Origin of the sequence: Kutzneria sp. CA-103260, from assembly GCF_018263855.1 — a bacterium.
Classification (GTDB): Bacteria; Actinomycetota; Actinomycetes; order Mycobacteriales; family Pseudonocardiaceae; genus Kutzneria.
In genome coordinates this window covers 1,010,582-1,030,172 of sequence record NZ_CP073318.1, presented here as the reverse complement: position 1 = coordinate 1,030,172, position 19,591 = coordinate 1,010,582, and the positions used below count along the sequence as shown (strand labels likewise).

The window sequence follows — 19,591 nt, the reverse complement described above, 5'->3', positions numbered from 1 at the left end:
GTGAGGGAAGCCCAATGCTATTTCTCTACCTCGTGTACCTGGCTGCCTGCTTGCTGCTGCTCGCCGGCGGCGTGGTGGAACAGCGGCGACACAACCGAAACCTGGCCCGGATCAGGCATCGGGTGCTGGTCAACGGGATCCGGGGCAAGTCGTCGATCACCCGGCTGTGCGCGGGCGCGCTGCGCGGCGGCGGATTGACCACGGTGGCCAAGACCACCGGCACCGCCGCGCGGTTCATCCACCCCGACGCCCGCGAGGAACCGGTGCACCGCAAGTTCAACATCGCCAACGTCGTCGAGCAGATCGCCATCGTCCGGCGGGCCGCCGGCTACGACCCCGACGCCCTGGTGATGGAGTGCATGGCCGTCGCCCCGCCGTTGCAGGAGATCAACCAGACCAAACTGATCCAGTCCAGCATCGGCGTGCTGTGCAACGTGCGCGAGGACCACCTCGCCGAGATGGGCCCGACCCTGGACGATGTGGCGCGGTCGCTGTGCCGGTCGATGCCGGTCGGCGGCATCTGCGTCACGGCCGAACGCGACCGCCTGCACATCCTGCAGGAGGAAGCCGACAAGCGCCGCTGCACGTTGATCGCGGTCGATCCGGAGTCGGTGACCGATGAGGACATGGCCGGGTTCGACTGGATCACGTTCAAGGAGAACGTCGCCATCGCCTTGACGGTCGCCGAGCTGTTGGACGTCGGTCGGGTCGACGCGATGGCCGGCATGTGGGCCGCCCCGCCGGATCCGGGTGTGTTGCGGGTGGACCGGTATGCGGCGGCGGGCAAGCGGTTGAACTTCGCGAACGTGTTCGCGGCCAACGATCCCGAGTCCACGGTGATGAACATCGAGCACCTGCTCGATCACGGGGCGATCGGCCGGCCGCTGCACATCGTGATCAACTGCCGGCCGGACCGGATCGAGCGCAACGGCCAGATGGGCGCGCTGGTGCCGCGTCTGCGACCGGACCGGGTGCTGTTGATCGGGGAGCCGACCCGCAGCGCGCTGGCCGCGATTCCCTCGGACTGGCGGGCCAGGGTGGTCGACCTCGGCGGCCGCCGCAGCGCACCCGAGTTGTTGGACGCACTGGTCGACGGCATCGACGAGCAGGCCTCGCTCGCGGCCATCGGCAACATCCACGGACAGGGCGAAATCCTGCTCGCCCAACTGGAAACCCTGGAGCGGCTATGATCAGCCAGGAGCTGTCCCCGGAGGTGGCCACCCTGGGGTTGGCCATCGGGTTGTTGTTCTCCCTGCTGTGTTATCTCACCACGAACCTGTCGCCGGGTGGCATGATCACTCCGGGCTGGTTGGCGTTGACGCTGGTCGAGGACTATCGGCGGGCGGCGCTGGTGGTGCTGACCACGGTGCTGACCTATCTGGCCACGCTGGGGCTGAGCAAAGTCGTGATTCTGTACGGGAAGCGGCAGTTCGCGGCGGTGGTGCTGCTCGGCGTTCTTTTGCAGACCACGGTTTTTGTATTGATCCAGGATCATTATCCGCTGTTGTACGTGCACGAGACGCTGGGGTTTGTGGTGCCCGGCCTGATCGCCTACCAGTTGGTTCGTCAGCCGCCCGCGGTGACCGTGCTGGCCACCGGATCGGTTGCCCTTGCCTCGTACGGAGTGCTGGCCAGCGGGGTGCTGGTCGGCCTGATCCCCACCTCGTAGGAGCCCCTGCCGTGAAACACATGCGCACAGCCGTGTTGCTGACCACATTAGCCGTGTCCGGCGCCGCCGTGGTGCACCTCGCTCTGTCCGGCGATGCCCCGGCCCGCGCCCGTGACAGCCAGGTGGTCGTCGCGAGCCGGGCCGTCCACCCGCCGGCCACCAGCTACAGCTACGTCCGGCTGGACAACCCACCGCGTACCGAAGTGCTGGACCAGAACGACAAACTGGTGGCCACCCTCACCGACGGCGCCCGCTCGACCGTCCTGAGTGGACCGATCCGGACGTTCACCGACCCGGCCCGAACCGCTGCGGTGATACCCACCGAGACCTGGGTGCGGTTCACGCCTCAGCCTTGGCACGCCGGGGATGAGAAGGCGGACTGGTTCCGCCCGTGGCTGACCCACGCGCTCGCCGACACCAGTGCCGACCTGCTCGCTGTCGCCACGCAGTACGTGACCGGCGCGCGTTTCGCCTTCGACGCGGACGTCGCCGACTTCCTCGGCCAGGAGTGGCAGCAGCGCAATCCGCGCATGGACAAGCTGGGCCGGCTGGATTCGGCCGGCTATGCGCGGCTGGTCTACGGCTACCGGATGGGCTACCCCGGGGACGCCGGCGGCCTGCCCCGCAGTCCGGCGGAGATCGCCAACGCCAAGCTGGGCACCGTCATCGCTGACAAGGCAACGGGTGCCGCGTCCGCCAGGTTCCTGGCCCAACCCGGCGACCTGCTGCTGTTCGCCGTCGACGGCAAGGCGACCGCGGTCGATCATGTGGGCATCTACCTGGGCGCAGACGACTCCGGGCACCCGCGGTTCATCGCCTGTCGGGGCACCCCGGACGGGCCGACGTTCGGCGACGTCGGCGGGGCGAGCGTGCTGGACGACAACGGACCGTACGCGGCCGGCCTACGCGGCATCCGCCGGCTCTGAACGAGCCGCATCCGTCCGAACAGGAGCTTCCACGGCGCGACCGCCGACTCCAAGCTTCAGTACGCGAATCGAACGAACACGATCCCACCCAGCACGAAGAACACCAGCACCACCAGAGTCGACGAATAATCCCCACTGGAGCTGGTCACCGCCTGGTCGACAACCCCCGTCAGCGCCACCCCGCAACTCGCCACGATCGTGTGCCGCCCCGGCTCGATCCGACTGAACTGCACCGGCGCCGTGAACGCCCCACCGCCGTCAGCCTGCGCCGACCCCACCTGCTCGCCGTCAGAGCTCAACGTCACCGCATGCCCCGGCTCGCACCCACTCCCGGAGGCCATCAACGTGTCCCCCGGCTGAATGCTGCTGTGGTCCAAGGTCAGCCCGCCACCGGCCTTCGGCTCGTCGGTGACCGACGGGCTGGCCGATGTCGTTGGCGTGTCGGTGGTTGTGGTCGGAGGCGTGGTTGTTGTCGTAGTGGTCGTGGCGACCGGCACCGTCGTGGTGACCGCCGGCGGCGTTGTCGTGGTGACAACCGGAGGCGTAGTGGTTGTCGTCGTGGGCGGCGGAGTCGTTACGGTTGTGGTGCTCACCGTGACGGTGAACCGGGTCAACCCCTTCTGGTCCCCGCAGGTCGCATTGATGGCGTACGTCCCGGGCTTCGCGTCGGCGGGAGCCGTGGCCAGGACACTCCCCTGTGTGCCCGGCGATCCGCTCGCCAGGGGCGCCCCCGCCCAGGTGAAGGTGATCACCCGACACTGCGAGAAGCCGCCCCAGCGGATGGTGAACTGGCTTCCGGCCGGTCCACTGGTCGGGGTCACCGACACGGCCGGCGCGGTCGCCGCCGACGCCACCGCCGGCAGCACGACGCCCACGCAGAGCGCCAGGAACGTCACTGTGCGAACAAGTATCCGCATTGCCCCATCCACTGTGGTTCGTTCGGCCCACCCCACGGCCGGCCGGCGGTAGCATCTCCCACCAGTCACGCCCGGCTCAACTGGGAGTTCTCGATGGGACGTCTCACCGGTGTCGCGGTTGCCTTGGCAGCCGGCGTTTTTCTCACGGGAACGGCACCGGCCGCCGCCCAGGGGTCGGATGATCCCCTGACGCTGACGGCCACTCTGGACGGCCAGGACATCGCCGGGCACACCATGGTGATCACGCCGCGACGGCCCGTGCAGTTGTCGGTCACCGTCACGAACGACGGCGCCGCACCAGCACATGTGCGCAGCATCCGCCTGTCCGGCACGGCCCTGGCGCTGACATTTTTCGCCTACGACACGACTTTGCCGTTCGACGTGGGCCCGCACACCAGGGTCACCCGCACCTTCGGTCTTGACCTCGCGGACCTTGACGGCCAGGCGATCGGCCTGCTACCGGCCTCGGTCCAGCTGTTCGATGTGGACCGCAACGAGCTCGTCGCCGTGGACACGGTCACCGACGTCCGAGGCTCGTTCCTTTCCGTGTACGGGGTTTTCGGCATCGCGGTCCTCCTGCTCACCATCGCTGCCTGGGCGACGTGCCTGCTGGCGCTGGCAAGGCACCGCCTGCCGGCGAACCGCTGGCGACGCGCCCTCCGCTTCATGCCGGCCGGTTTCGGCACCGGACTGGTGGCCGTGGTGACGCTGTCCGTGCTGCGGATGATCCCGCCGGAACCCACCGTCGAAATCCCGATCATCGTCGGCACCACGGCGATCGGCCTGCTCCTCGGTTACCTCACCCCGCACCCGCTGCCGCCCGCCGTCGAGCAGGAGACCACGCGCATGCCGCTGACCCACGAGGTGACCGGGTGACCGCGCCCGCCAACGTCGTGCACGCCCTGCCGCAGTACCAGGTGGGGTCGGTGATCGGGGCCGGCGGCATGGGCGTGGTGTACGCGGGCGTGCACCGGTCCCTCGGCCGCCACGTGGCGATCAAGCAGCTGCCGGCCGAGCTGCTGGACAAGCCCGGCATGGGCAGCCGGTTCGACCGCGAGGCGAAGGTCCTCGCCAGCCTCGACCATCCGCACATCGTGCCGGTGTACGACTACGTGCAGACCGGCCGGGACAGCCTGCTGGTGATGGAGAAGCTGGACGGCGGCACGGTGTTCGACCGTTTCCACCGCGGCGACCTCAAGGCGGACGCCGCCTGCGCGATCACCCTGGCCACGCTGGCCGGCCTGCACGCGGCGCACCGCGCGGGCGTGCTGCACCTGGACGTGAAGCCGAAGAACCTCTTGTTCACCGGGCCGGGCGTGCTCAAGGTCGCCGACTTCGGCATCGCGCAGGTGATCAGCGAGGGCGCCACCCTCGTCACGCACGGCGGCGAGGTCCTGGGCACCCCCGCCTACATCTCGCCGGAACAGGCCTCGGGCAACCCGCTCACGCCCGCCGCGGACGTCTACTCAGCCGGAACCGTGCTGTACGAACTGCTTTCCGGCACGTTGCCGTTCGCCACCGACCGCGGCGCGCTGAGCATGATGCGCCAGCACATCTTCGGCGATCCCCGGCCAATCACCGGCGTCCCCGAGCCGCTGGCCCGGGTCGTGATGCGGTCCCTGGCAAGGGAGACCGACCAGCGCTACCGGGACGCCGAGGCGTTCGCTGCGGACCTCGCCGCCGCGGCGGACGCCACCTTCGGGCACGGCTGGCTGCAACGGTCCGGTATCCCCGTGCACCTCACGCCCCGCGTCACCGGCAGCGTCTCGCATCCCCGCCCGACCGCCGCGCCGGAGCCGACGCTCACCGCGACCCGCATCGAGAACGAAGCCCCGCGCCGAAAGTCCGCCCTCCTGCCGGGCCTCATCGCCGCGATCTCGCTCATCGCCATGGTGGCGCTGGCCTTCCTCGCACCGACTCCCGGCCCGCGCGCGGCCGTGACGCAGCTGGCCGTGTTGGGCAGCGGACCCGGTCAACCGTCCAGTGTGGACCTGAGCCTGCCGGTGCCGATCGTCGGCGGCCCGGCGACGATGTCGCTGTCGTTCGCCGGTGTCCCTGTCGCCAGTGCCGTCGGCCAGGACTCCGTGCTGTTCCCGGCCATCACTCGCTGGTTGGTCGGCGGCACGGTCACCGGCCGCCTCCAGTCCCCCGCCGGGGTCCAGGAATTCCCTGCGGCGGCCGAGCAGTTCCCGCTGGCCAGCGCGATGGGCTCCGGCAGCCTGCTGGCCTGCCTGTTCTCCTTGGCATACCTGGAATCCACGCTGCGGACCGTCCGACGCGGACGCGGCGGCGTCGGCACGTTCATCGGCGCGGCGCCGCTGGGCGCGCTGTTCGGGCTCGGTGGGTGGCTGCTGGTCGCCGTGCTCGCCGGGCACGAACCCTCGCTGCCGTACGGAGTTGCCTGCGCTGTCGCCGGCGTGGTCGCCGCCGTGGCGACGGTGTGGGCTACATCCGTCCGAAAAGGAGCTTCCACGGCGTGACCGCCGACTCCAGCTGCACCGCCAGCGTCATCTTGGAGGCGCCCTCGGCCCGCTCCTCGAACACGATGGGCACCTCCAGGATGCGCAGGCCCCGCTTCACCGTGCGGTAGTTCATCTCCACCTGGAACGAGTAGCCGTTGCTGCGGATCGACGGCAGGTCGATGGCCCGCAGCGTGTCCGCCCGCCAGGCCTTGAAACCGGCGGTGGCGTCCTTGACCTTCAGACGGAGGATGGCGTTGACGTAGAAGTTGGCCCACGCCGAGAGCGCCTTGCGGTGCCACGGCCACTCCGACGCCGTCCGCCCGCCCTCGACGTAGCGCGAGCCCAGCACCACGCCGGCGTCGGTGCTGTCCAGCTTCTCCAGTAGGGCCGGGATGCGGTCGGTCGGGTGCGACAGGTCGGCGTCCATCTGGATCACCACGTCCGCGCCCTCGGCCAGGGCGCGGGTCATGCCGGCGATGTAGGCCCGGCCCAGGCCGTCCTTCTCGGTGCGGTGCAGCACGCCCAGATCGCCCTCTGCCGATCCCTCTGCGGCCAGACTGTCGGCGACCGCGCCGGTGCCGTCCGGGGAGTTGTCGTCGACCACCAGCACGTGCAGGTCAGGGATCCCCAGGTCGCGCAGCCGGGCCACCAGCACGGGCAGGTTCTCGCGCTCGTTGTACGTCGGCACGACAACAACAACCTTCATGGTGATCCTCTGGGGCGCGGCGACTGGATGGGGCCGGAGTCTAGTGGCAGGCCGACCCCATCCTGTCGATCATGCCGAGGCGTGTCGCCTCACCGTTTCAGGGCATGTTCCAACGCGTCCGCGACACGGGCCAGCGGTTCGGTCGTGCCCTCGGCCCGGCACAGCACCAGCGCGCCCTCCAGGCCGGCGATCAGCAGGGTGGCCAGGTTCGTCGCCGCCACCCCGCTGAAACCGTTGCGCCACAGGCAGTCCCGGAACGCTTGCTGCCAGCGGTCGAATATCTCCCGGGTCGCCGACCGGAGCGCCGGCTCGTCCGGCCCGGCGCCGAGGGTGACCGCCGCGACCGCGCAGCCGGCAGGATGGTCCTCGCCGGCCATCACCACCGCAGCGGCGGCCAGAATGGCCCGCATGGCCGGAACCGGTTCCTCGGTGGCGCACACCGCCTCGATGGCCGGGCCGACCAGGCTATCCACATAGGCCAGCACCTCGGTGGCCAACTCGGCCTTCCCACCGGCGAAGTGGTGGTAGATGACGCCGCGGTGCGCGCCGGCCGCCTCGGCGACCTCCCGGATGCCGGTCCCGGCGTAACCGCTGCCGCGGAACAGCAGCGCCGCCTGCTGGATCATCCGCCGCCGGGTGTCGCGTGCCACCGCCGGCTCCTTCCCCACGGTTGACTAGGTCGATCGACTTAGAACATACTCCCCGGCATTCTAGGTCGATCGACTTAGAACTGGCCACGAAGGGACACCGAGCGCCATGTCCGCCACCGTCCGCGCCGCGCCGGCGCGCTACCTGACCGACGTGCGGCGGTCACCGGGCCAGCTCCTGCTGCTGGTGCTGTCGCTGTGGTTCATCAGCAACGGCCCCGTCGCCTACGCGATGTGCCCGAGCTTCGCCCTCGGCTCGCACATGACCTCGTGCACGGTTCTGGCGTTCGGCTTCATCCCGGTCACCGTCAACGGCTGGCACGCCCTGTTCCACTTCATCACCGGTGTGCCCGGCCTCTTCGCCGCCCGGTCGCCCCGCGCCGCGTTCTGGTACGGCATCGGCTGCGGCTGGTTCTATCTCGTCGTCGCCGGTCTCGGGCTGGCCGGCGACACCAGCGTGCTGCACCTGATGGCCGTGGACACCTTCGGCAACTGGGTGCACGCCGCCGAGGGCGGCCTGTGCATCACCGCCGCGGCGCTCACCAGACGCGCTTTCCGGTGAGTGGTCAGCGGGCGATCTCCAGCCGGACGTCCAGAGCGTCCACCAACTCGGTGCGGGCGCGGGACACGCGGGAACGGATCGTGCCGACCGGGCAGTCGCACACCTCGGCCGCCTCGGCGTAGGACAGGCCGACCACCCTGGTCAGCACGAAGGCCTCGCGCCGCTCGGGATCCAGGCCGTCGATCGCCGACCGCAGCGCCACCAGCCCCTCGGGGCCGGCCACCTCCAGGTCCAGCCAGCCGTCGGCGCTGGTGGTGCGCGGCGACCGCTGGGCGGTGCGGATCTGGTCGGCCGCCACCCGGCGGGCGATGGCCAGCAGCCACATCCGGGCCGGCGACCGGCCCTCGTAGCGGGGCAGGGCCGCGAACGCGCGCAGATACGTCTCCTGGGCCAGGTCGTCGGCCTGGCCCTGGTCGCCCAGGTACGCCATCAGCCGGCGCAGCTGGCGCTGCGTCGACCGGACGAAGTCGGCAGCGGCCGCCCGATCGCCGCGCTGCGCGGCCAGGGCGAACTGGGTGATCTCGGCGTCGTCGAAGCCCACGCCCGGTAGATACGCCAGCGGTTACTGGCAGGTTCACCGGAACTTTCCGGCCCTCGCCGACGACCTGGCTCGACGTGGACTGCGGCATCGCGCGTGAAGCGCTCTCGGCGGCCATGGACGGGGAGGCTGTTCCCGGCCTGGCCATGACGGACGTGGACCGGCACGTGCAGGGGTGTGCCCCGTGCGCACGCTGGCAGGACCGGGCGGCCCGGATCAACCGGCTGGCCGTCCTCTCCCCCGCGGGCGAGGAGCGGGACCTGACCGACGAGGTCCTGGCCAAGGCAGTGCTGCCGGCTGGCGAGCCGAGGCCCGTGGACACAGCAGCGCTGGCCCAGACCAGTTCGCGGCCCTCCCTCCTCTACATACTGGTGCGCATCGGCCTCGTGCTCGCTGCCGTCGCACAGGCCGCCGTGGCGATCGTCGAACTGCTCGGCCAGGACGACCCGATGATGACGATGGCCGGGCACATGGACCACGAGACGTCGGCCTTCAACTTCGCCATCGGAGTGGTGCTGGCCTTCGTGGCGGCCGACCCACGGCGAGCCCGACCCCAACTTCCCTTGCTGGGCAGCGTTGTCGGTGTGCTGGTGCTCGTGTCGACCTTCGACCTCGGCGCGCACGCCGTCGGCTGGAACCGGCTGGTGACGCACATCCCGTTGGCGGTCGGCCTGATTCTGGTGGCGGCGCTGGGAAGTAACACGGGCTCGGGAACCAACCGGAGCTCCGGGACGACCGGTACTGCGACGGACGTCAGGACACGGAGGTTCCCGATGAGGACAGCGAAGCGGCTCGGCGTGCTCGGCTCGATCGTGGTGGGCGGCCTGCTCGCCGTGACGGGCAGCGCCTACGCGCACGTGACGGCGCAGCCGGGCACCGCGACGCAGGGCAGCTACACGAAGATCGCCTTCCGGGTGCCCAACGAGGAGGACAAGGCGTCCACGGTGAAGCTGGAGGTCACCTTCCCCACCGACCACCCGATCGCCTCGGTGGAGGTCAAGGACGTGCCGGGCTGGACGGCCCAGATCGACAAGTCCACCCTGGCCACGCCGCTGAAGTCGGACGACGGCCCGATCACCGAGGCCGTCTCCAAGATCACCTGGAGCGGCGGATCCCTTGCCCCGGACCACTTCGCGGAGTTCGAGGTGTCGATGGGCCCGCTGCCCACCGACACCGACAAGCTGGTGTTCAAGGCGGTCCAGACCTACGACAACGGCGACGTGGTGCGGTGGATCGACACCTCGGCCCCCGGCGGCGCGGAGCCGGAGCACCCGGCGCCGACGGTGCAGCTGACGGCCAAGAACGCCAGCACCGCGGCGGCGGTCACGCCGACGGCGGACACGAACTCCACTTCGGACAGTTCGCTGCCGCTGGCCTTCGGCATCGCCGGCATCGTGATCGGGCTGGCCGCGGGTGGCCTGGCGGTGGCGGCGCTGCGACGCGGTCGAGCCGCCGAATGAGGGCGTTCTTACTGGTGCTGGCCGGTGTGTTCGCGGCGATGGCCGCGACCGCCGGCCAGGCGTCCGCGCACGCGGTGCTGGAGTCGACCACGCCGACCAACGGCGCGGTGGTGGATTCCGCGCCGACCCGGGTCACTCTGACGTTCGGCGAGACGGTGCAGGTGGAGCCGGACGGCGTGCACGTGATCGCCCCGGACGGCTCGTCGGCCGACAACGGCAAGACCGACCACATCGACGGCCGCGGCGAAACCGTTGGCGTGCCGCTGACTTCGACGGCCCAGGGCACGTACACCGTGTCCTGGCACGTGGTCTCCGCCGACTCGCACCCGATCTCCGGCGCGTTCACCTTCTCCATCGGCCACGCCTCGGCCGCCGCCCCGGTCGCCGCGCCGTCCGCCGGCAGCCTGGCAGTGTCCATTGTGTACTGGACCGCCCGTGGCCTCGAATACGCCTCGTTCGCGCTGCTCGTCGGCTCGGTGGCGTTCGTGTTCTGGTGCTGGCCCGGCGGGGCCGTGCAGCGCAGCGTCCGACGGCTGATCGGCGGTTCATGGCTGACGTTGCTGCTGGCCACCGTGGCCGGCGCGCTGTTACAGGGCCCGTACGGCGCGGGCGTCGGACTGGACCGCCTGTTCGACGGCAACCTGTTCTCGTCCACTTTGGACATCGCCCTCGGCACCGGCGTGATCGTGCGGATCGTGCTGCTGGCGCTGGCCGCCCCGTACATCGGCGAGGTGCTGGCCACCGCCGAGTGGACGCCCGACCGCCGGGCGGTGTTCGGCGGCATCGGCGTGCTGCTGCTCAACGGTCTGGCCTGGACCTGGTCGATGTCCGGGCACGCCGCCACCGGACTGGCGGCCGGCCTGGCCATGCCGGTCGACGTGCTGCACCTGGACGCCATGGGCATCTGGCTCGGCGGGCTGGTCGTGCTGTGGCGGGCCAAGCCGCCCCAGGTTGCCGTGCAACGGTTCTCGCAGGTCGCCCTGGTGTGCGTGGGCGTGCTGGTGGCGACCGGCACGTTCCAGAGCTGGCGGCAGCTCGGCAGCTGGGCCGGTTTCCTCGACACCGAGTACGGCCGCCTGCTGCTGCTCAAGATCGCCGCCGTGCTGGTGGTGCTCGGCGCGGCCTACTTCTCCCGCAAGTGGGTGCGCGCGCACGTCGGCAAGCTGCGCCGGCCCGTGCTGGTCGAGACCGCCGGCGCGGTGATCGTGCTCGGTCTGACCGCAGCCCTGGTCAACGCCGAGCCGGCGCGCACGGCCGAGGCCGCCACCGCGCCGGTCGTGCAGGCCACGCCCGACGGCCAGACCCTGCCCTTCGACACCGGCGGCCCGAACGGCAAGGGCAATCTCAAGATCTACATCACGCCCGCGCACACCGGACCCAACCTGCTCGACGTCACCGTCGAGGACCCGACCGGCACCCCCGAGGACGTCGCCGAACTGGACGTCAACCTGACGCTGAAGGCGCAGAACCTCGGGCCGCTGAAGATCGACATGCAGCACGTCGGCACCGGTCGCTACCGGGCCGCCGAGGCCCAGATCCCCCTGGCAGGGGCCTGGCAGGTCGCGGTGACCGTGCGCACCTCCGACGTGGACGAGACCACCGCCGCCGGCACCTGGTCGGTGTCGTGACCGGATCGTTCCGCATGACGACGTGACCGTGCCTGTCGGGCCGACCGCCCGGCCGGCACCATCACAGGTGTGACCAAGGCACTGATCGTCATCGACATCCAGGAATCGTTCCGCCAGCGGGAGAGCTGGGCCCGAGTGTCCACTCCGGACATCGCCGGGCGGGCCGGCCGCCTGGTCGACCTCGCCCGCGCCGCCGGCGACCTGGTGGTGTGGGTGCTGCACACCGAGCCCGGCACCGGCACCGTCTTCGACGAGGACAGCGGCTTCGTGCGACTGATGGACGGCCTCAAGCCGGAGCCGGGCGAGCCGGTGCTGCGCAAGACCTCCCGCAACGCCTTCACCACCACCAACCTCCAGCAGATCCTGACCGCACAAGGCATCCGGGAGCTGGTGCTCTGCGGCATCCAGACCGAGCAGTGCTGCGAGACCACCGCCCGGGTCGCCGCCGACCTCGGCTTCGACGTCACGTTCGTCACCGAGGCGACCGCCACCTTCCCCATCCCGCACCGCAACGGCGTCGACGAGCTCGCCGTCGAGGACATCATCGAACGCACCGAATACGCGCTGTCCGGCCGGTTCGCCACCATCAGCACGATCGCGGAGCTGGCCGTAGGCTGACCAGATCATGCCGACCGTCGCCTTCCTGCTCGCCCCCGACGTGCACCTGCTCGACCTGGCCGGGCCCGCGCACGTGTTCGCCGCCGCGGCCAAGTTCGGCCTCGACTACCGGCTGAGCTACCTGGCCGACACGCCGGTCGTACCGACCGCGCAGGGCGTGAGCCTCCAGGCGTCGACCGAGATCCCCGCGCTGGACTCCGGCGACATGCTTGTCGTGCCAGGCTGTTCCGGCGACCGGCTGTCGCGCACCCCGCGGCTCGGGGCGGCGCTGATGACCCTGCTGCGGGAGTTCCCCGGCACCGTCGCCAGCGTCTGCTCCGGGGCCGTGCAGCTCGGCCGGGCCGGCCTGCTCGACGGGCGGCGCTGCACCACCCACCACGAGCACCAGGACGAACTGGCCCACCGGTTCCCCGCCGCCACCGTGATCCACGACGTGCTGTACGTGATCGACGGCCGGATCGTCACCTCCGCCGGCATCGCCTCCGGCATCGACCTGGCCCTGCACCTGGTCGCCACCGCCCACGGCCCGGCCATGGCCGCCCGCATCGCCCGGGAGATGGTCGTCTACGCCCGCCGCAACGGCGACGCCCAGCAGGACAGCGCCATGCTGCGGCACCGTTCGCACCTCAGCGACACCGTGCACCGCCTCCAGGACCACATCGACGCCCGCTACACCGCCCGCCTCCCCCTCGCCGAGCTGGCCCGCTCCGTCGGCTGCAGCGAGCGGACCGTCACCCGCCTGTTCGCCCAGGCCACCGGCCTCACCCCGCTGCGCTACCAGCAGCTGCTACGTCTGGAACGGGCCGAACACCTCATCGGCCAGGGCGCCACCGTGGACAGCGCCGCCCACGCCGTCGGCTTCGAGGACGCCCGCATGCTCCGCCGCCTCCGCTCCCGCCCCTAGCCCGATCGCGATCGGATCGTCGAAGTTCCCGATGTCCGTGCGGTGACAGTGCCAGGCTTCGGTTCGTGAACCCAGTCGTCACACAGATCCTGACCATCGCCGGCGTCCTGCTCGGCTCCGCCGCGACGTTCGTCGTCACCACCAGCGCCGAGCGATTACGGTGGCGGCGCACGCAGTCCGCGCGCTGGGACGACAAGCGCCTGGCGGCCTACACCGAGTACGCGAACGCCGTGAAGCGCATGGTTCGGTTGTGCCGGCGCATCGCCGAGACCAGGAACCTGCTCGCCACCGGCCGGCCCGTCGACCTCGACGCCGCGTTCGCCGAGCTGGCCGAAGCCGAGACGGAACGCGCCCTGAACTGGGAGACCGTGCTGCTGCTCGGCGATCCCGCCACGATCACCGCTGCCCGGGCCTGGCACGAACAGGCCTGGCAGCTCGAACGCCTTCTGCGCGAAGACGGCCCCGACGAGGCGGCCTTCGTCGAGGCGTACAAGAACACCATGCTCCTGCGCAACGACTTCTACGCCCACGCCCGGGCCGACCTCGGCGTCGCCAGCGGCACACTGCCCGAACTCACCTGGACGTCGCTCCAGCCTCCGACCGACCGTTGACGAGCCCCGGTCGGCGGCAATGGCGGAGCCAGGGTGGTGTGGTGGGGTCATTTCACGACAGTGATGGTGCGTGCGGTGGCGGTGTTGGTGAACGGCGTGGCCGTCGCGGTCGCGTTGGCGGTCAGGACCGACAGCAGGGGGGATGTGCCACTGACGGTGTAGGTGGTGCTCTGGCCCGCTGCGAGGCTGGGCGGAATGTTGTTCCACGTGAAGGTGGTGGTGAGCAGCAGGCGCGTGTCCACGGATGTCGGGGTGGGGGTGGCCGAGGCCCACAGGAAAGCCAGTGGCGCGGGGGTGATCTGCAAGGCGACGTTCGGGGCGGTGGCGGTGGCGGGCCCCTGGTTGGTCAGGATCAGGGTGTAGGTCACGGTCCTCGTGAGCAGGCCGGTGTTCTGGACCTGGGCGGTCAATGTCAGCGCCAGGGTGGCCCGGTTGGGGACGTTGCTCAGGGCGAAGCCGGCGGTTCCACTGACGTCTGGGGCGGTCGCGGTGACCGTGTAGGAGCCGACTGTGTTGTTGGCGGTCAGGGTCGGCGCGGTGGCCACGCCCGTCGCGTCGGTGACCGCCGTGGCGCTGGCGGCGCTCCCGGGGAAGGTAGCTGATGGCCCGCTGGTGGGCACGGTGAAGGTGACAGTGACCCCAGGGACCGGGTTGCCGTCGGCGTCGGTGACCGTGGCGGCCAATGCCGTCGGGAACGCGGTGCCGACCGCGGTGGACTGGCCGTTGCCCGCGCTGGCGGTGATGGACGCCGGGGTGTAGGTGATCGTCACCGACGGGGTGCCGGTGGTGTCCGGAGTGAAGGACGCCCCGGTGGCCGTGGAAACGGCGAAGGATGAACCCCCGCCCCCGCCACCACCGGCGCCACCGAAATCGAACACACCCGCGGAGCTGAAGCACGTGACAGTGTCGGCCGAGCCACCACCGCCACCACCCTGGTAGCCGCCACCACCGCCGCCACCGCCACCTGACGCAGCGGCGCCACCGCCACCGCCCTGTCCCAAACCGCCGGCTGCCCCAGCACTGGCCGTGTTCGCAATAAAACAGCCGGCCGGCACGGTGGTGGCCTGACCGCGCGAGCCGCCCGCGCCCCCGGTGGTGGCGCTCCCGGCTTGGCCACTGCTGGCACCGTGGATGACCACCGGCTCCGGGCCTGTGTCGGACGCGAAGGTGGCTGACATGTCCGCGCCGGACGTGCCGGCCGCCGCGGCCGCCCCACCGGTGCCGCCGTTGGCCGGGGTGCCAGCCGGAGCGTGATTACCGCCGCCACCGCCCGCCCCACCGGCTGCCACGACCAGCCGCGAGTCATTGGTCGACAACGGCGTGGACGCCGACTGGGTGCGCACGTCGGCGGCACCGCCACCGCCACCGCCAACCGAGCTACCCGCGCAGACCCCCGAAGAGGTCCCGCCGCTCTGGAAGCCGCCCGAGCCGCCTCCGCCGCCGTTGAAACCGCCTCCTCCGCCCGCGCCCGCGCTGGCGTTGGTGGCACCGTTGCCGCCGACCTCGACATACAGCGTTTGCCCTCCGGTGACCGACACCGTCGCCGTGGCCGTTTCGCCGAAGCCTCCCGCGCCGCCCGTGCCACACTCGCTCGCGCCAGACGCTCCCTTGGCGCCTACCGCCGTGACCGTCACACGCGTCACCCCCACCGGTATCGCCAGGGTCTGCTCACCACCGGTGAAGGTGAACGTCTGCGTCACTGGGGACGCCGACAGGGCCCGGCTGCCGGTCGTCCTGGCTTCCCCTGCCACTGCGGTGACCGCCGACGACAGGAGTCCACAGATTGCGAAGATCGCAATAGGCAGAACACGGCTACTACGCATGGGGTACTCCAACAGAAGGGAGGATTGCCACGGTCAGCGGAGCTAGTGCAGACCCAAAATACCTATACCCCCAAGGACCATTCGGGTGATTCCACTGGTCGGCCATCGTAGACCATTCGGGTTGTCGGTTCCGTCGACATACCCGATCAGCGGTCCCGCACATCACCGGTCGAAGTCAAGTCTCAGGACGTATCTTCGCTCATGAACCGAGGGGTGCCGTCGCGTTACACGTTGCCGCGATCACCGCATCTCAATGAAATCCCGCCCCGCCGATACGGCAGACAGCACTACACACAACGAGGGCGACCGTTGAAACAAACACCCGCTCAGCGGCTAGAAGAGGACGTTTCCGGCTAAGCGCTTCGGCTCAGCCCTTCCCCTCGCGGGCGAAGCTCGGTTCCGCCGCCTCCAGTCGCGGCACCGCGACGCCCAACCGTCGTGCTTCGGCCAGGGTGTCCCGGCAGACCTCACGCGGCTCCTCGGCGTCAGGGGCGGAGTGCGCCGCAAAATTCACGCGCACCGGCGCGACATGAGCAGCCAGCCAGGCGAGCGCGGGGGCCATCAGCCAGGTGGGCACCCGGAACAGCAGCACACCGCCCCGGTGACGTCGCAGGTCAATGCCGCGCGCCTGGAGAAGCGGCAGCAGTTCGCGGCCGGTCAGCAGCGCCTCACGGAAGTCGCTCGTCGACCCGGCCAGCTTAGACAGGGAACCCAGCCGCAGGCCCTGCGAGAACAGGCCCGCATCCGACACGAAATGGACCCACAGCCAGCCGCGGAAGTCAGGCCGCTCCTTAAGCCGGAACCCGGCCTCGCGAAACGCCTGGCGCACGGCCCGCTCCCGGTCGGTCGGGGGCTGGCCGAGGGTGCCGAAGACGACCGACGGCAGCAGCGCCCCGCGGAGCACGCCGTCCGCGCCGAAACCGCCACCAGCCTGGGGAAAGCCCCAGGCGATCCGGTCGACGGGAAGTGCGCCGATCGCGGCCAGCGGCTCGGCCCAGACGTTGCCGAAGACCAGCACCGTCGCTTTGCTGACGCGCGGGGCCAGGAAAGCCGCCGCCTCCGCGAGGCGGTGGTGCGGCACGCTCAGCACGATCAAGTCGAAATCGTGGTCCGGCTCCAGCGCCTCGCGGTAACGCACCGGCCACTTCTCCACGACGCGCTGCCCCCACACCCGGCGCCGCATATCGAACAGGTCGAGGTCCACCGTGTCCCCGTACGCCGCCGCGCGGCCCGGGCGGACGTAGAACTCGACGTCATGTCCCGCCTGTTGCAGGGCCCAGCCGTAGACCGTGGCGATCACGCCTCGGCCGAACATCAGGATCTTCACGCTGCACCTCGTGGGGTACGATCGATCTGGAGATCATCTCCACTTTCCAAAATATGGAGGTCATCTCCATTTGTCAACAGGAGGCAGCGCATGACCGCCGACAAGCCACTGCGGGCCGACGCCCAACGCAAGCGCGAGGCCCTGCTCGCCACAGCCCGGGAGGTCTTCGACGCCGGCGACTTCTTCGACCTGCGCTTCGACGACTTCGCCCGCCTGGCCGGGGTGGGCACCGGCACGCTGTACCGCCACTTCCCCACCCGGGAGGCGCTGGCCGAGGCGGTCTACCACGGGGAAGTCGCCACGCTGTGCGACCGCGCCCGCCAGCTACAGGCCACGCTGCCCGCGGCGGAGGCGTTGGCGGCCTTTCTGCGCGGCATGGTCGACCACATGGACGCCCACCAGGGCCTGGCCCGGACGCTGGCCACGCTCATGGCCGATCGCTCGAGTGCCCTCGCCGAGGGCAGCCGGGCGCTGGAGCAGGCTGTCACCGACCTGGTGGCCGCCGCCGTGAAGGACGGCGCCGTCCGCGACGACGTGAGTGCCGGTGCCGTGATGATGGCGCTGCACGGCATCGGTGCGGCCCATGACCGCCCCGGGTGGCGGGCCGAGGCCGACGGTGTCATCACCCTCGTGTTGGACGGGCTCCGCCGGTCGTACTCAGGCGACAGCCTGCGCGAGCAAAACAGTGCCGGCGAGTTGACCTGAAATGCACCACCATCGGCGACCCCTCCGAGGCCAAGGTCAGCACTGAACGCGGCATGTGCCGATGTCCGGGAGTTGCGGCGGTCACTGGCCGTAGGAGTAACGAAGGTCAGCGAAGAGCAGTTGGTTGAGCCTCCGCCGAAGGTGGCCGGTTTTGCTCTGGTCAGGGGCTTCGTCAGGGGTGACCAAGGTGAACGTCAGCGAGGTCTCTCCGCCCCGAGCAGCCGTCAGCTCCAAGTGCACCTGGTCGTTGGGTCTGCCTGGCCAAAGGGATGACCACACGACGCGGTTGGGCTTGTCTGCCTCCAGGACTCTGGGTTCGACTTCGTCGGGCAGCAAGTTGAGCCAGGGCCGTGTTCCTGGCCGGTGCGGCTCCGTGAGCGACCCCCAGACGACGAATGGAGGTGCGGGCAGCCTGCGTGCCCTCGAACCGATCTCGGTCATGCCAACAGCGTAGGTGGCCCCTACCTCGACGTACGGGCGGTCATCGGTATGAGCGAGCAACCACCTCTCGGCGGCGTGAGAGAGTGTTCGGACGCCTCGTCGATGATGTGGCTACTGGCGATCTCGGCGGCCACGCCGTTGTCATGGCGCTGCGTTTCGGTCTGGCTCCGTGGCCAGCCACCCGAAGTGGCGAGCGGTGTTCGCCAGGATGTCCATCAGCTGTGGTGCGATACCGAACCGTTCGCGGTTGATCGTCAGGCTGTCGGCGAGGTCACCGTGCGAGGCACGTTCGGTGGCCGCCTTCCAGTCCGCCAGCATCTCAAGCAGGTCGACCAAGGTCATGCCGTTGATTCCGTCGGGAAAGTGCTCCGGATGATGACGGTTGTGCGCGTAATGGTGTCGCAGCCCCTCGCCCATCGCGTCGACCAGGGTCCGGTACTCCACGCTGCCGTAGGTCGTGGCGCGCAGTTGCGGCACGACCTCGTCGTAGACGGCCCGCTCCGGCTCGCGGGTCTTGCTCAGGTCGTGTCGGACCGACCGGTCGAGCAACTCCTTGATCAGCTCGCCCATCAGCTCGGCGACTCGCAGGCTGTGCCAAAGAGTGTCTGGCGTGGAGTCGTACGACATGTCATGTACCCCCTGATGTGGGCCTCCTCAGCCATTGGCCAGGACGCCCGTGATGCGATTCCCAACGCGCAGGATCAAGTGTGCGGTCTGCACCTGATCCGGGGAACGCCCGCGTCGGCAGTCCCACCACGGCCCAGCGCGTCTCACTCGTGGCCCGCCACGCCCCGCGCCGTCGTCCTCGGCACGATCACAGTGAGCCGAGAACGGCGATGAGCTCGACGATGTTGTACGCGGTCGGGAAGTCCGGCGCTTCGTAGCGCAAAGTGCATCCGTCTACGCGTTCCATGCCGGGCACCAGCAGGGCGTGTTCGGCCATGTACGGCCGATGCACCTGGACCTCCAGCCGCACCAGGCCCTCGAACCGCCGTGCGCGCACGGCGGCCCGGTCGGCCAGCGCCAGCGGCACCTCGAGCTCGATTCGCCGGCACGCCTCCTCGGGATGGATCATCCTCGCCGCGCGGGCGCCGAGCGCCCGCTTGACCACCACACAGCGCATACCCGCCGCCACCTCGACCGCCTCGGCGGCAACGGTGTCGTCGCCGCTGACCAGAACCGACGGCACCCCGTAGTGAGCGGCCAGCGCGGCGTTGAGGCCGAGTTCGCCGAGGGACGAACCATCGCAACGCACATCGGCAATGACCCGGCCGGAAACAGTGTGCGCCAGAACCGAACGGGCCGCGCCGGCCTTGCCGTGGTAGCCGACGAACAACACGGCGTCGATGTCGGCGTCGAGCCCGGCCAGCATCCCGTTGGGCCTGGGCGTCCCCCGCAGCAGTTCGGCCCGCTGGTTCAGCAGCTCGGGCAACAGGTTCCGGAATTGTGCGTGCGCGTCAGCGACCAGCACCTGCGCGTCCGCCGCATAGGCGTAGACGCCCCGCACCGCGGCATTGGCCTCCGCGGTCAGCAGCGCGCGGTTGCGCTCGTACTCGCGATGACCTGGTTGGATGTCATCGCTGTGGACCACCCCGGCGATGCCCTCCATGTCGACCGAGACGAGCACTCGCACGTTGACCACACCTC

General features: G+C 70.2%; 21 protein-coding genes. 13 read left to right on the top strand and 8 right to left on the bottom strand.

Features of this window, described 5'->3' with window-relative positions; genetic code table 11:
• Positions 1-14 precede the first annotated feature (14 nt).
• The 3 genes from pgsB to JJ691_RS04490 are packed head-to-tail and all read left to right on the top strand — an operon-like array spanning position 15 to position 2,595.
• Entirely contained in the window at positions 15-1,190 is a 1,176-nt protein-coding gene (pgsB, locus tag JJ691_RS04500; RefSeq protein ID WP_211767534.1) for a poly-gamma-glutamate synthase PgsB, read from the top strand.
• Positions 1,187-1,669, top strand: a complete 483-nt coding sequence (locus JJ691_RS04495; protein WP_211767533.1) for a poly-gamma-glutamate biosynthesis protein PgsC/CapC — start codon at positions 1,187-1,189, stop codon at positions 1,667-1,669. Before pgsB ends, JJ691_RS04495 begins: the two co-directional genes overlap by 4 nt.
• A gap of 20 nt (positions 1,670-1,689) precedes the next feature.
• Positions 1,690-2,595 (top strand): hypothetical protein, encoded by a 906-nt coding sequence (locus JJ691_RS04490; protein ID WP_211767532.1) that lies wholly within the window; start codon positions 1,690-1,692, stop codon positions 2,593-2,595.
• 56 nt (positions 2,596-2,651) lie between these two features.
• On the opposite strand, the gene JJ691_RS04485 is transcribed toward JJ691_RS04490, so the two are convergent.
• Positions 2,652-2,900 (bottom strand): hypothetical protein, encoded by a 249-nt coding sequence (locus tag JJ691_RS04485; RefSeq protein ID WP_249227677.1) that lies wholly within the window; start codon positions 2,898-2,900, stop codon positions 2,652-2,654.
• Positions 2,901-2,955: 55 nt separating this feature from the next.
• Between JJ691_RS04485 and JJ691_RS04480 the strand changes: the two genes are divergently transcribed.
• The 3 genes from JJ691_RS04480 to JJ691_RS04470 are packed head-to-tail and all read left to right on the top strand — an operon-like array spanning position 2,956 to position 5,992.
• The gene (locus JJ691_RS04480) at positions 2,956-3,564 is read left to right on the top strand and encodes a hypothetical protein (RefSeq protein ID WP_211767530.1); all 609 of its coding nucleotides are present in this window, start codon (positions 2,956-2,958) and stop codon (positions 3,562-3,564) included.
• Positions 3,565-3,605: 41 nt separating this feature from the next.
• Entirely contained in the window at positions 3,606-4,388 is a 783-nt protein-coding gene (locus JJ691_RS04475; RefSeq protein WP_249227676.1) for a hypothetical protein, read from the top strand.
• Positions 4,385-5,992 carry a serine/threonine-protein kinase gene (locus tag JJ691_RS04470; RefSeq protein ID WP_211767529.1) on the top strand — a complete coding sequence of 536 codons (1,608 nt, stop codon included), beginning with the start codon at positions 4,385-4,387 and terminating at the stop codon, positions 5,990-5,992. The genes JJ691_RS04475 and JJ691_RS04470 overlap by 4 nt, the downstream gene beginning before the upstream one ends.
• Here the strand turns inward: JJ691_RS04470 and JJ691_RS04465 are convergent.
• Positions 5,958-6,680, bottom strand: coding sequence for a polyprenol monophosphomannose synthase (locus JJ691_RS04465; RefSeq protein WP_211767528.1), 723 nt, complete (start codon positions 6,678-6,680; stop codon positions 5,958-5,960). The genes JJ691_RS04470 and JJ691_RS04465 overlap by 35 nt on opposite strands.
• A gap of 89 nt (positions 6,681-6,769) precedes the next feature.
• Positions 6,770-7,330, bottom strand: coding sequence for a TetR/AcrR family transcriptional regulator (locus JJ691_RS04460; protein ID WP_211767527.1), 561 nt, complete (start codon positions 7,328-7,330; stop codon positions 6,770-6,772).
• Positions 7,331-7,436: 106 nt separating this feature from the next.
• Here JJ691_RS04460 and JJ691_RS04455 point away from each other — a divergent pair, with 106 nt between their 5' ends.
• Entirely contained in the window at positions 7,437-7,889 is a 453-nt protein-coding gene (locus tag JJ691_RS04455; protein ID WP_211767526.1) for a DUF4383 domain-containing protein, read from the top strand.
• 4 nt (positions 7,890-7,893) lie between these two features.
• Here JJ691_RS04455 and JJ691_RS04450 read toward each other — a convergent pair whose 3' ends face one another.
• Positions 7,894-8,430 carry a sigma-70 family RNA polymerase sigma factor gene (locus tag JJ691_RS04450; RefSeq protein ID WP_249227675.1) on the bottom strand — a complete coding sequence of 179 codons (537 nt, stop codon included), beginning with the start codon at positions 8,428-8,430 and terminating at the stop codon, positions 7,894-7,896.
• A gap of 74 nt (positions 8,431-8,504) precedes the next feature.
• On the opposite strand from JJ691_RS04450, the gene JJ691_RS04445 reads away from it, so the two are divergent.
• The 5 genes from JJ691_RS04445 to JJ691_RS04425 all read left to right on the top strand — a co-directional run bounded on the left by JJ691_RS04445 (position 8,505) and on the right by JJ691_RS04425 (position 13,648).
• Positions 8,505-9,887 (top strand): DUF1775 domain-containing protein, encoded by a 1,383-nt coding sequence (locus tag JJ691_RS04445; protein ID WP_211767525.1) that lies wholly within the window; start codon positions 8,505-8,507, stop codon positions 9,885-9,887.
• Complete coding sequence (locus JJ691_RS04440; protein ID WP_211767524.1) at positions 9,884-11,515, top strand: copper resistance CopC/CopD family protein; 1,632 nt, start codon at positions 9,884-9,886, stop codon at positions 11,513-11,515. Before JJ691_RS04445 ends, JJ691_RS04440 begins: the two co-directional genes overlap by 4 nt.
• Before the next feature lie 69 nt (positions 11,516-11,584).
• Entirely contained in the window at positions 11,585-12,133 is a 549-nt protein-coding gene (locus JJ691_RS04435) for a cysteine hydrolase family protein (protein ID WP_211767523.1), read from the top strand.
• A 7-nt stretch (positions 12,134-12,140) separates the two neighbouring features.
• Complete coding sequence (locus JJ691_RS04430) at positions 12,141-13,037, top strand: GlxA family transcriptional regulator (RefSeq protein WP_211767522.1); 897 nt, start codon at positions 12,141-12,143, stop codon at positions 13,035-13,037.
• 65 nt (positions 13,038-13,102) lie between these two features.
• Entirely contained in the window at positions 13,103-13,648 is a 546-nt protein-coding gene (locus JJ691_RS04425) for a hypothetical protein (RefSeq protein WP_249227674.1), read from the top strand.
• 47 nt (positions 13,649-13,695) lie between these two features.
• On the opposite strand, the gene JJ691_RS53030 is transcribed toward JJ691_RS04425, so the two are convergent.
• Positions 13,696-15,348 (bottom strand): hypothetical protein, encoded by a 1,653-nt coding sequence (locus JJ691_RS53030; RefSeq protein WP_211772285.1) that lies wholly within the window; start codon positions 15,346-15,348, stop codon positions 13,696-13,698.
• 490 nt (positions 15,349-15,838) lie between these two features.
• Positions 15,839-16,798 carry a ketopantoate reductase family protein gene (locus JJ691_RS04415; RefSeq protein WP_211767521.1) on the bottom strand — a complete coding sequence of 320 codons (960 nt, stop codon included), beginning with the start codon at positions 16,796-16,798 and terminating at the stop codon, positions 15,839-15,841.
• A gap of 90 nt (positions 16,799-16,888) precedes the next feature.
• On the opposite strand from JJ691_RS04415, the gene JJ691_RS04410 reads away from it, so the two are divergent.
• Positions 16,889-17,503, top strand: coding sequence for a TetR/AcrR family transcriptional regulator (locus JJ691_RS04410; RefSeq protein WP_211767520.1), 615 nt, complete (start codon positions 16,889-16,891; stop codon positions 17,501-17,503).
• A gap of 582 nt (positions 17,504-18,085) precedes the next feature.
• On the opposite strand, the gene JJ691_RS04405 is transcribed toward JJ691_RS04410, so the two are convergent.
• The gene (locus JJ691_RS04405) at positions 18,086-18,571 is read right to left on the bottom strand and encodes a DUF5662 family protein (RefSeq protein WP_249227673.1); all 486 of its coding nucleotides are present in this window, start codon (positions 18,569-18,571) and stop codon (positions 18,086-18,088) included.
• Positions 18,572-18,758: 187 nt separating this feature from the next.
• Positions 18,759-19,577: a M55 family metallopeptidase gene (locus tag JJ691_RS04400; RefSeq protein WP_211767519.1), complete on the bottom strand. Its 819-nt coding sequence runs from the start codon at positions 19,575-19,577 to the stop codon at positions 18,759-18,761.
• Positions 19,578-19,591: the final 14 nt, after the last annotated feature.

Bases quoted from the DNA above. Each gene is read 5' to 3' on its own strand.
- pgsB (WP_211767534.1), top strand. From the start codon at position 15: ATGCTATTTCTCTACCTCGTGTACCTGGCTGCCTGCTTGCTGCTGCTC.
- JJ691_RS04495 (WP_211767533.1), top strand. From the start codon at position 1,187: ATGATCAGCCAGGAGCTGTCCCCGGAGGTGGCCACCCTGGGGTTGGCC.
- JJ691_RS04490 (WP_211767532.1), top strand. From the start codon at position 1,690: ATGCGCACAGCCGTGTTGCTGACCACATTAGCCGTGTCCGGCGCCGCC.
- JJ691_RS04480 (WP_211767530.1), top strand. From the start codon at position 2,956: ATGCTGCTGTGGTCCAAGGTCAGCCCGCCACCGGCCTTCGGCTCGTCG.
- JJ691_RS04475 (WP_249227676.1), top strand. From the start codon at position 3,606: ATGGGACGTCTCACCGGTGTCGCGGTTGCCTTGGCAGCCGGCGTTTTT.
- JJ691_RS04465 (WP_211767528.1), bottom strand. From the start codon at position 6,680: ATGAAGGTTGTTGTTGTCGTGCCGACGTACAACGAGCGCGAGAACCTG.
- JJ691_RS04455 (WP_211767526.1), top strand. From the start codon at position 7,437: ATGTCCGCCACCGTCCGCGCCGCGCCGGCGCGCTACCTGACCGACGTG.
- JJ691_RS04440 (WP_211767524.1), top strand. From the start codon at position 9,884: ATGAGGGCGTTCTTACTGGTGCTGGCCGGTGTGTTCGCGGCGATGGCC.
- JJ691_RS04430 (WP_211767522.1), top strand. From the start codon at position 12,141: ATGCCGACCGTCGCCTTCCTGCTCGCCCCCGACGTGCACCTGCTCGAC.
- JJ691_RS04410 (WP_211767520.1), top strand. From the start codon at position 16,889: ATGACCGCCGACAAGCCACTGCGGGCCGACGCCCAACGCAAGCGCGAG.
- JJ691_RS04405 (WP_249227673.1), bottom strand. From the start codon at position 18,571: ATGTCGTACGACTCCACGCCAGACACTCTTTGGCACAGCCTGCGAGTC.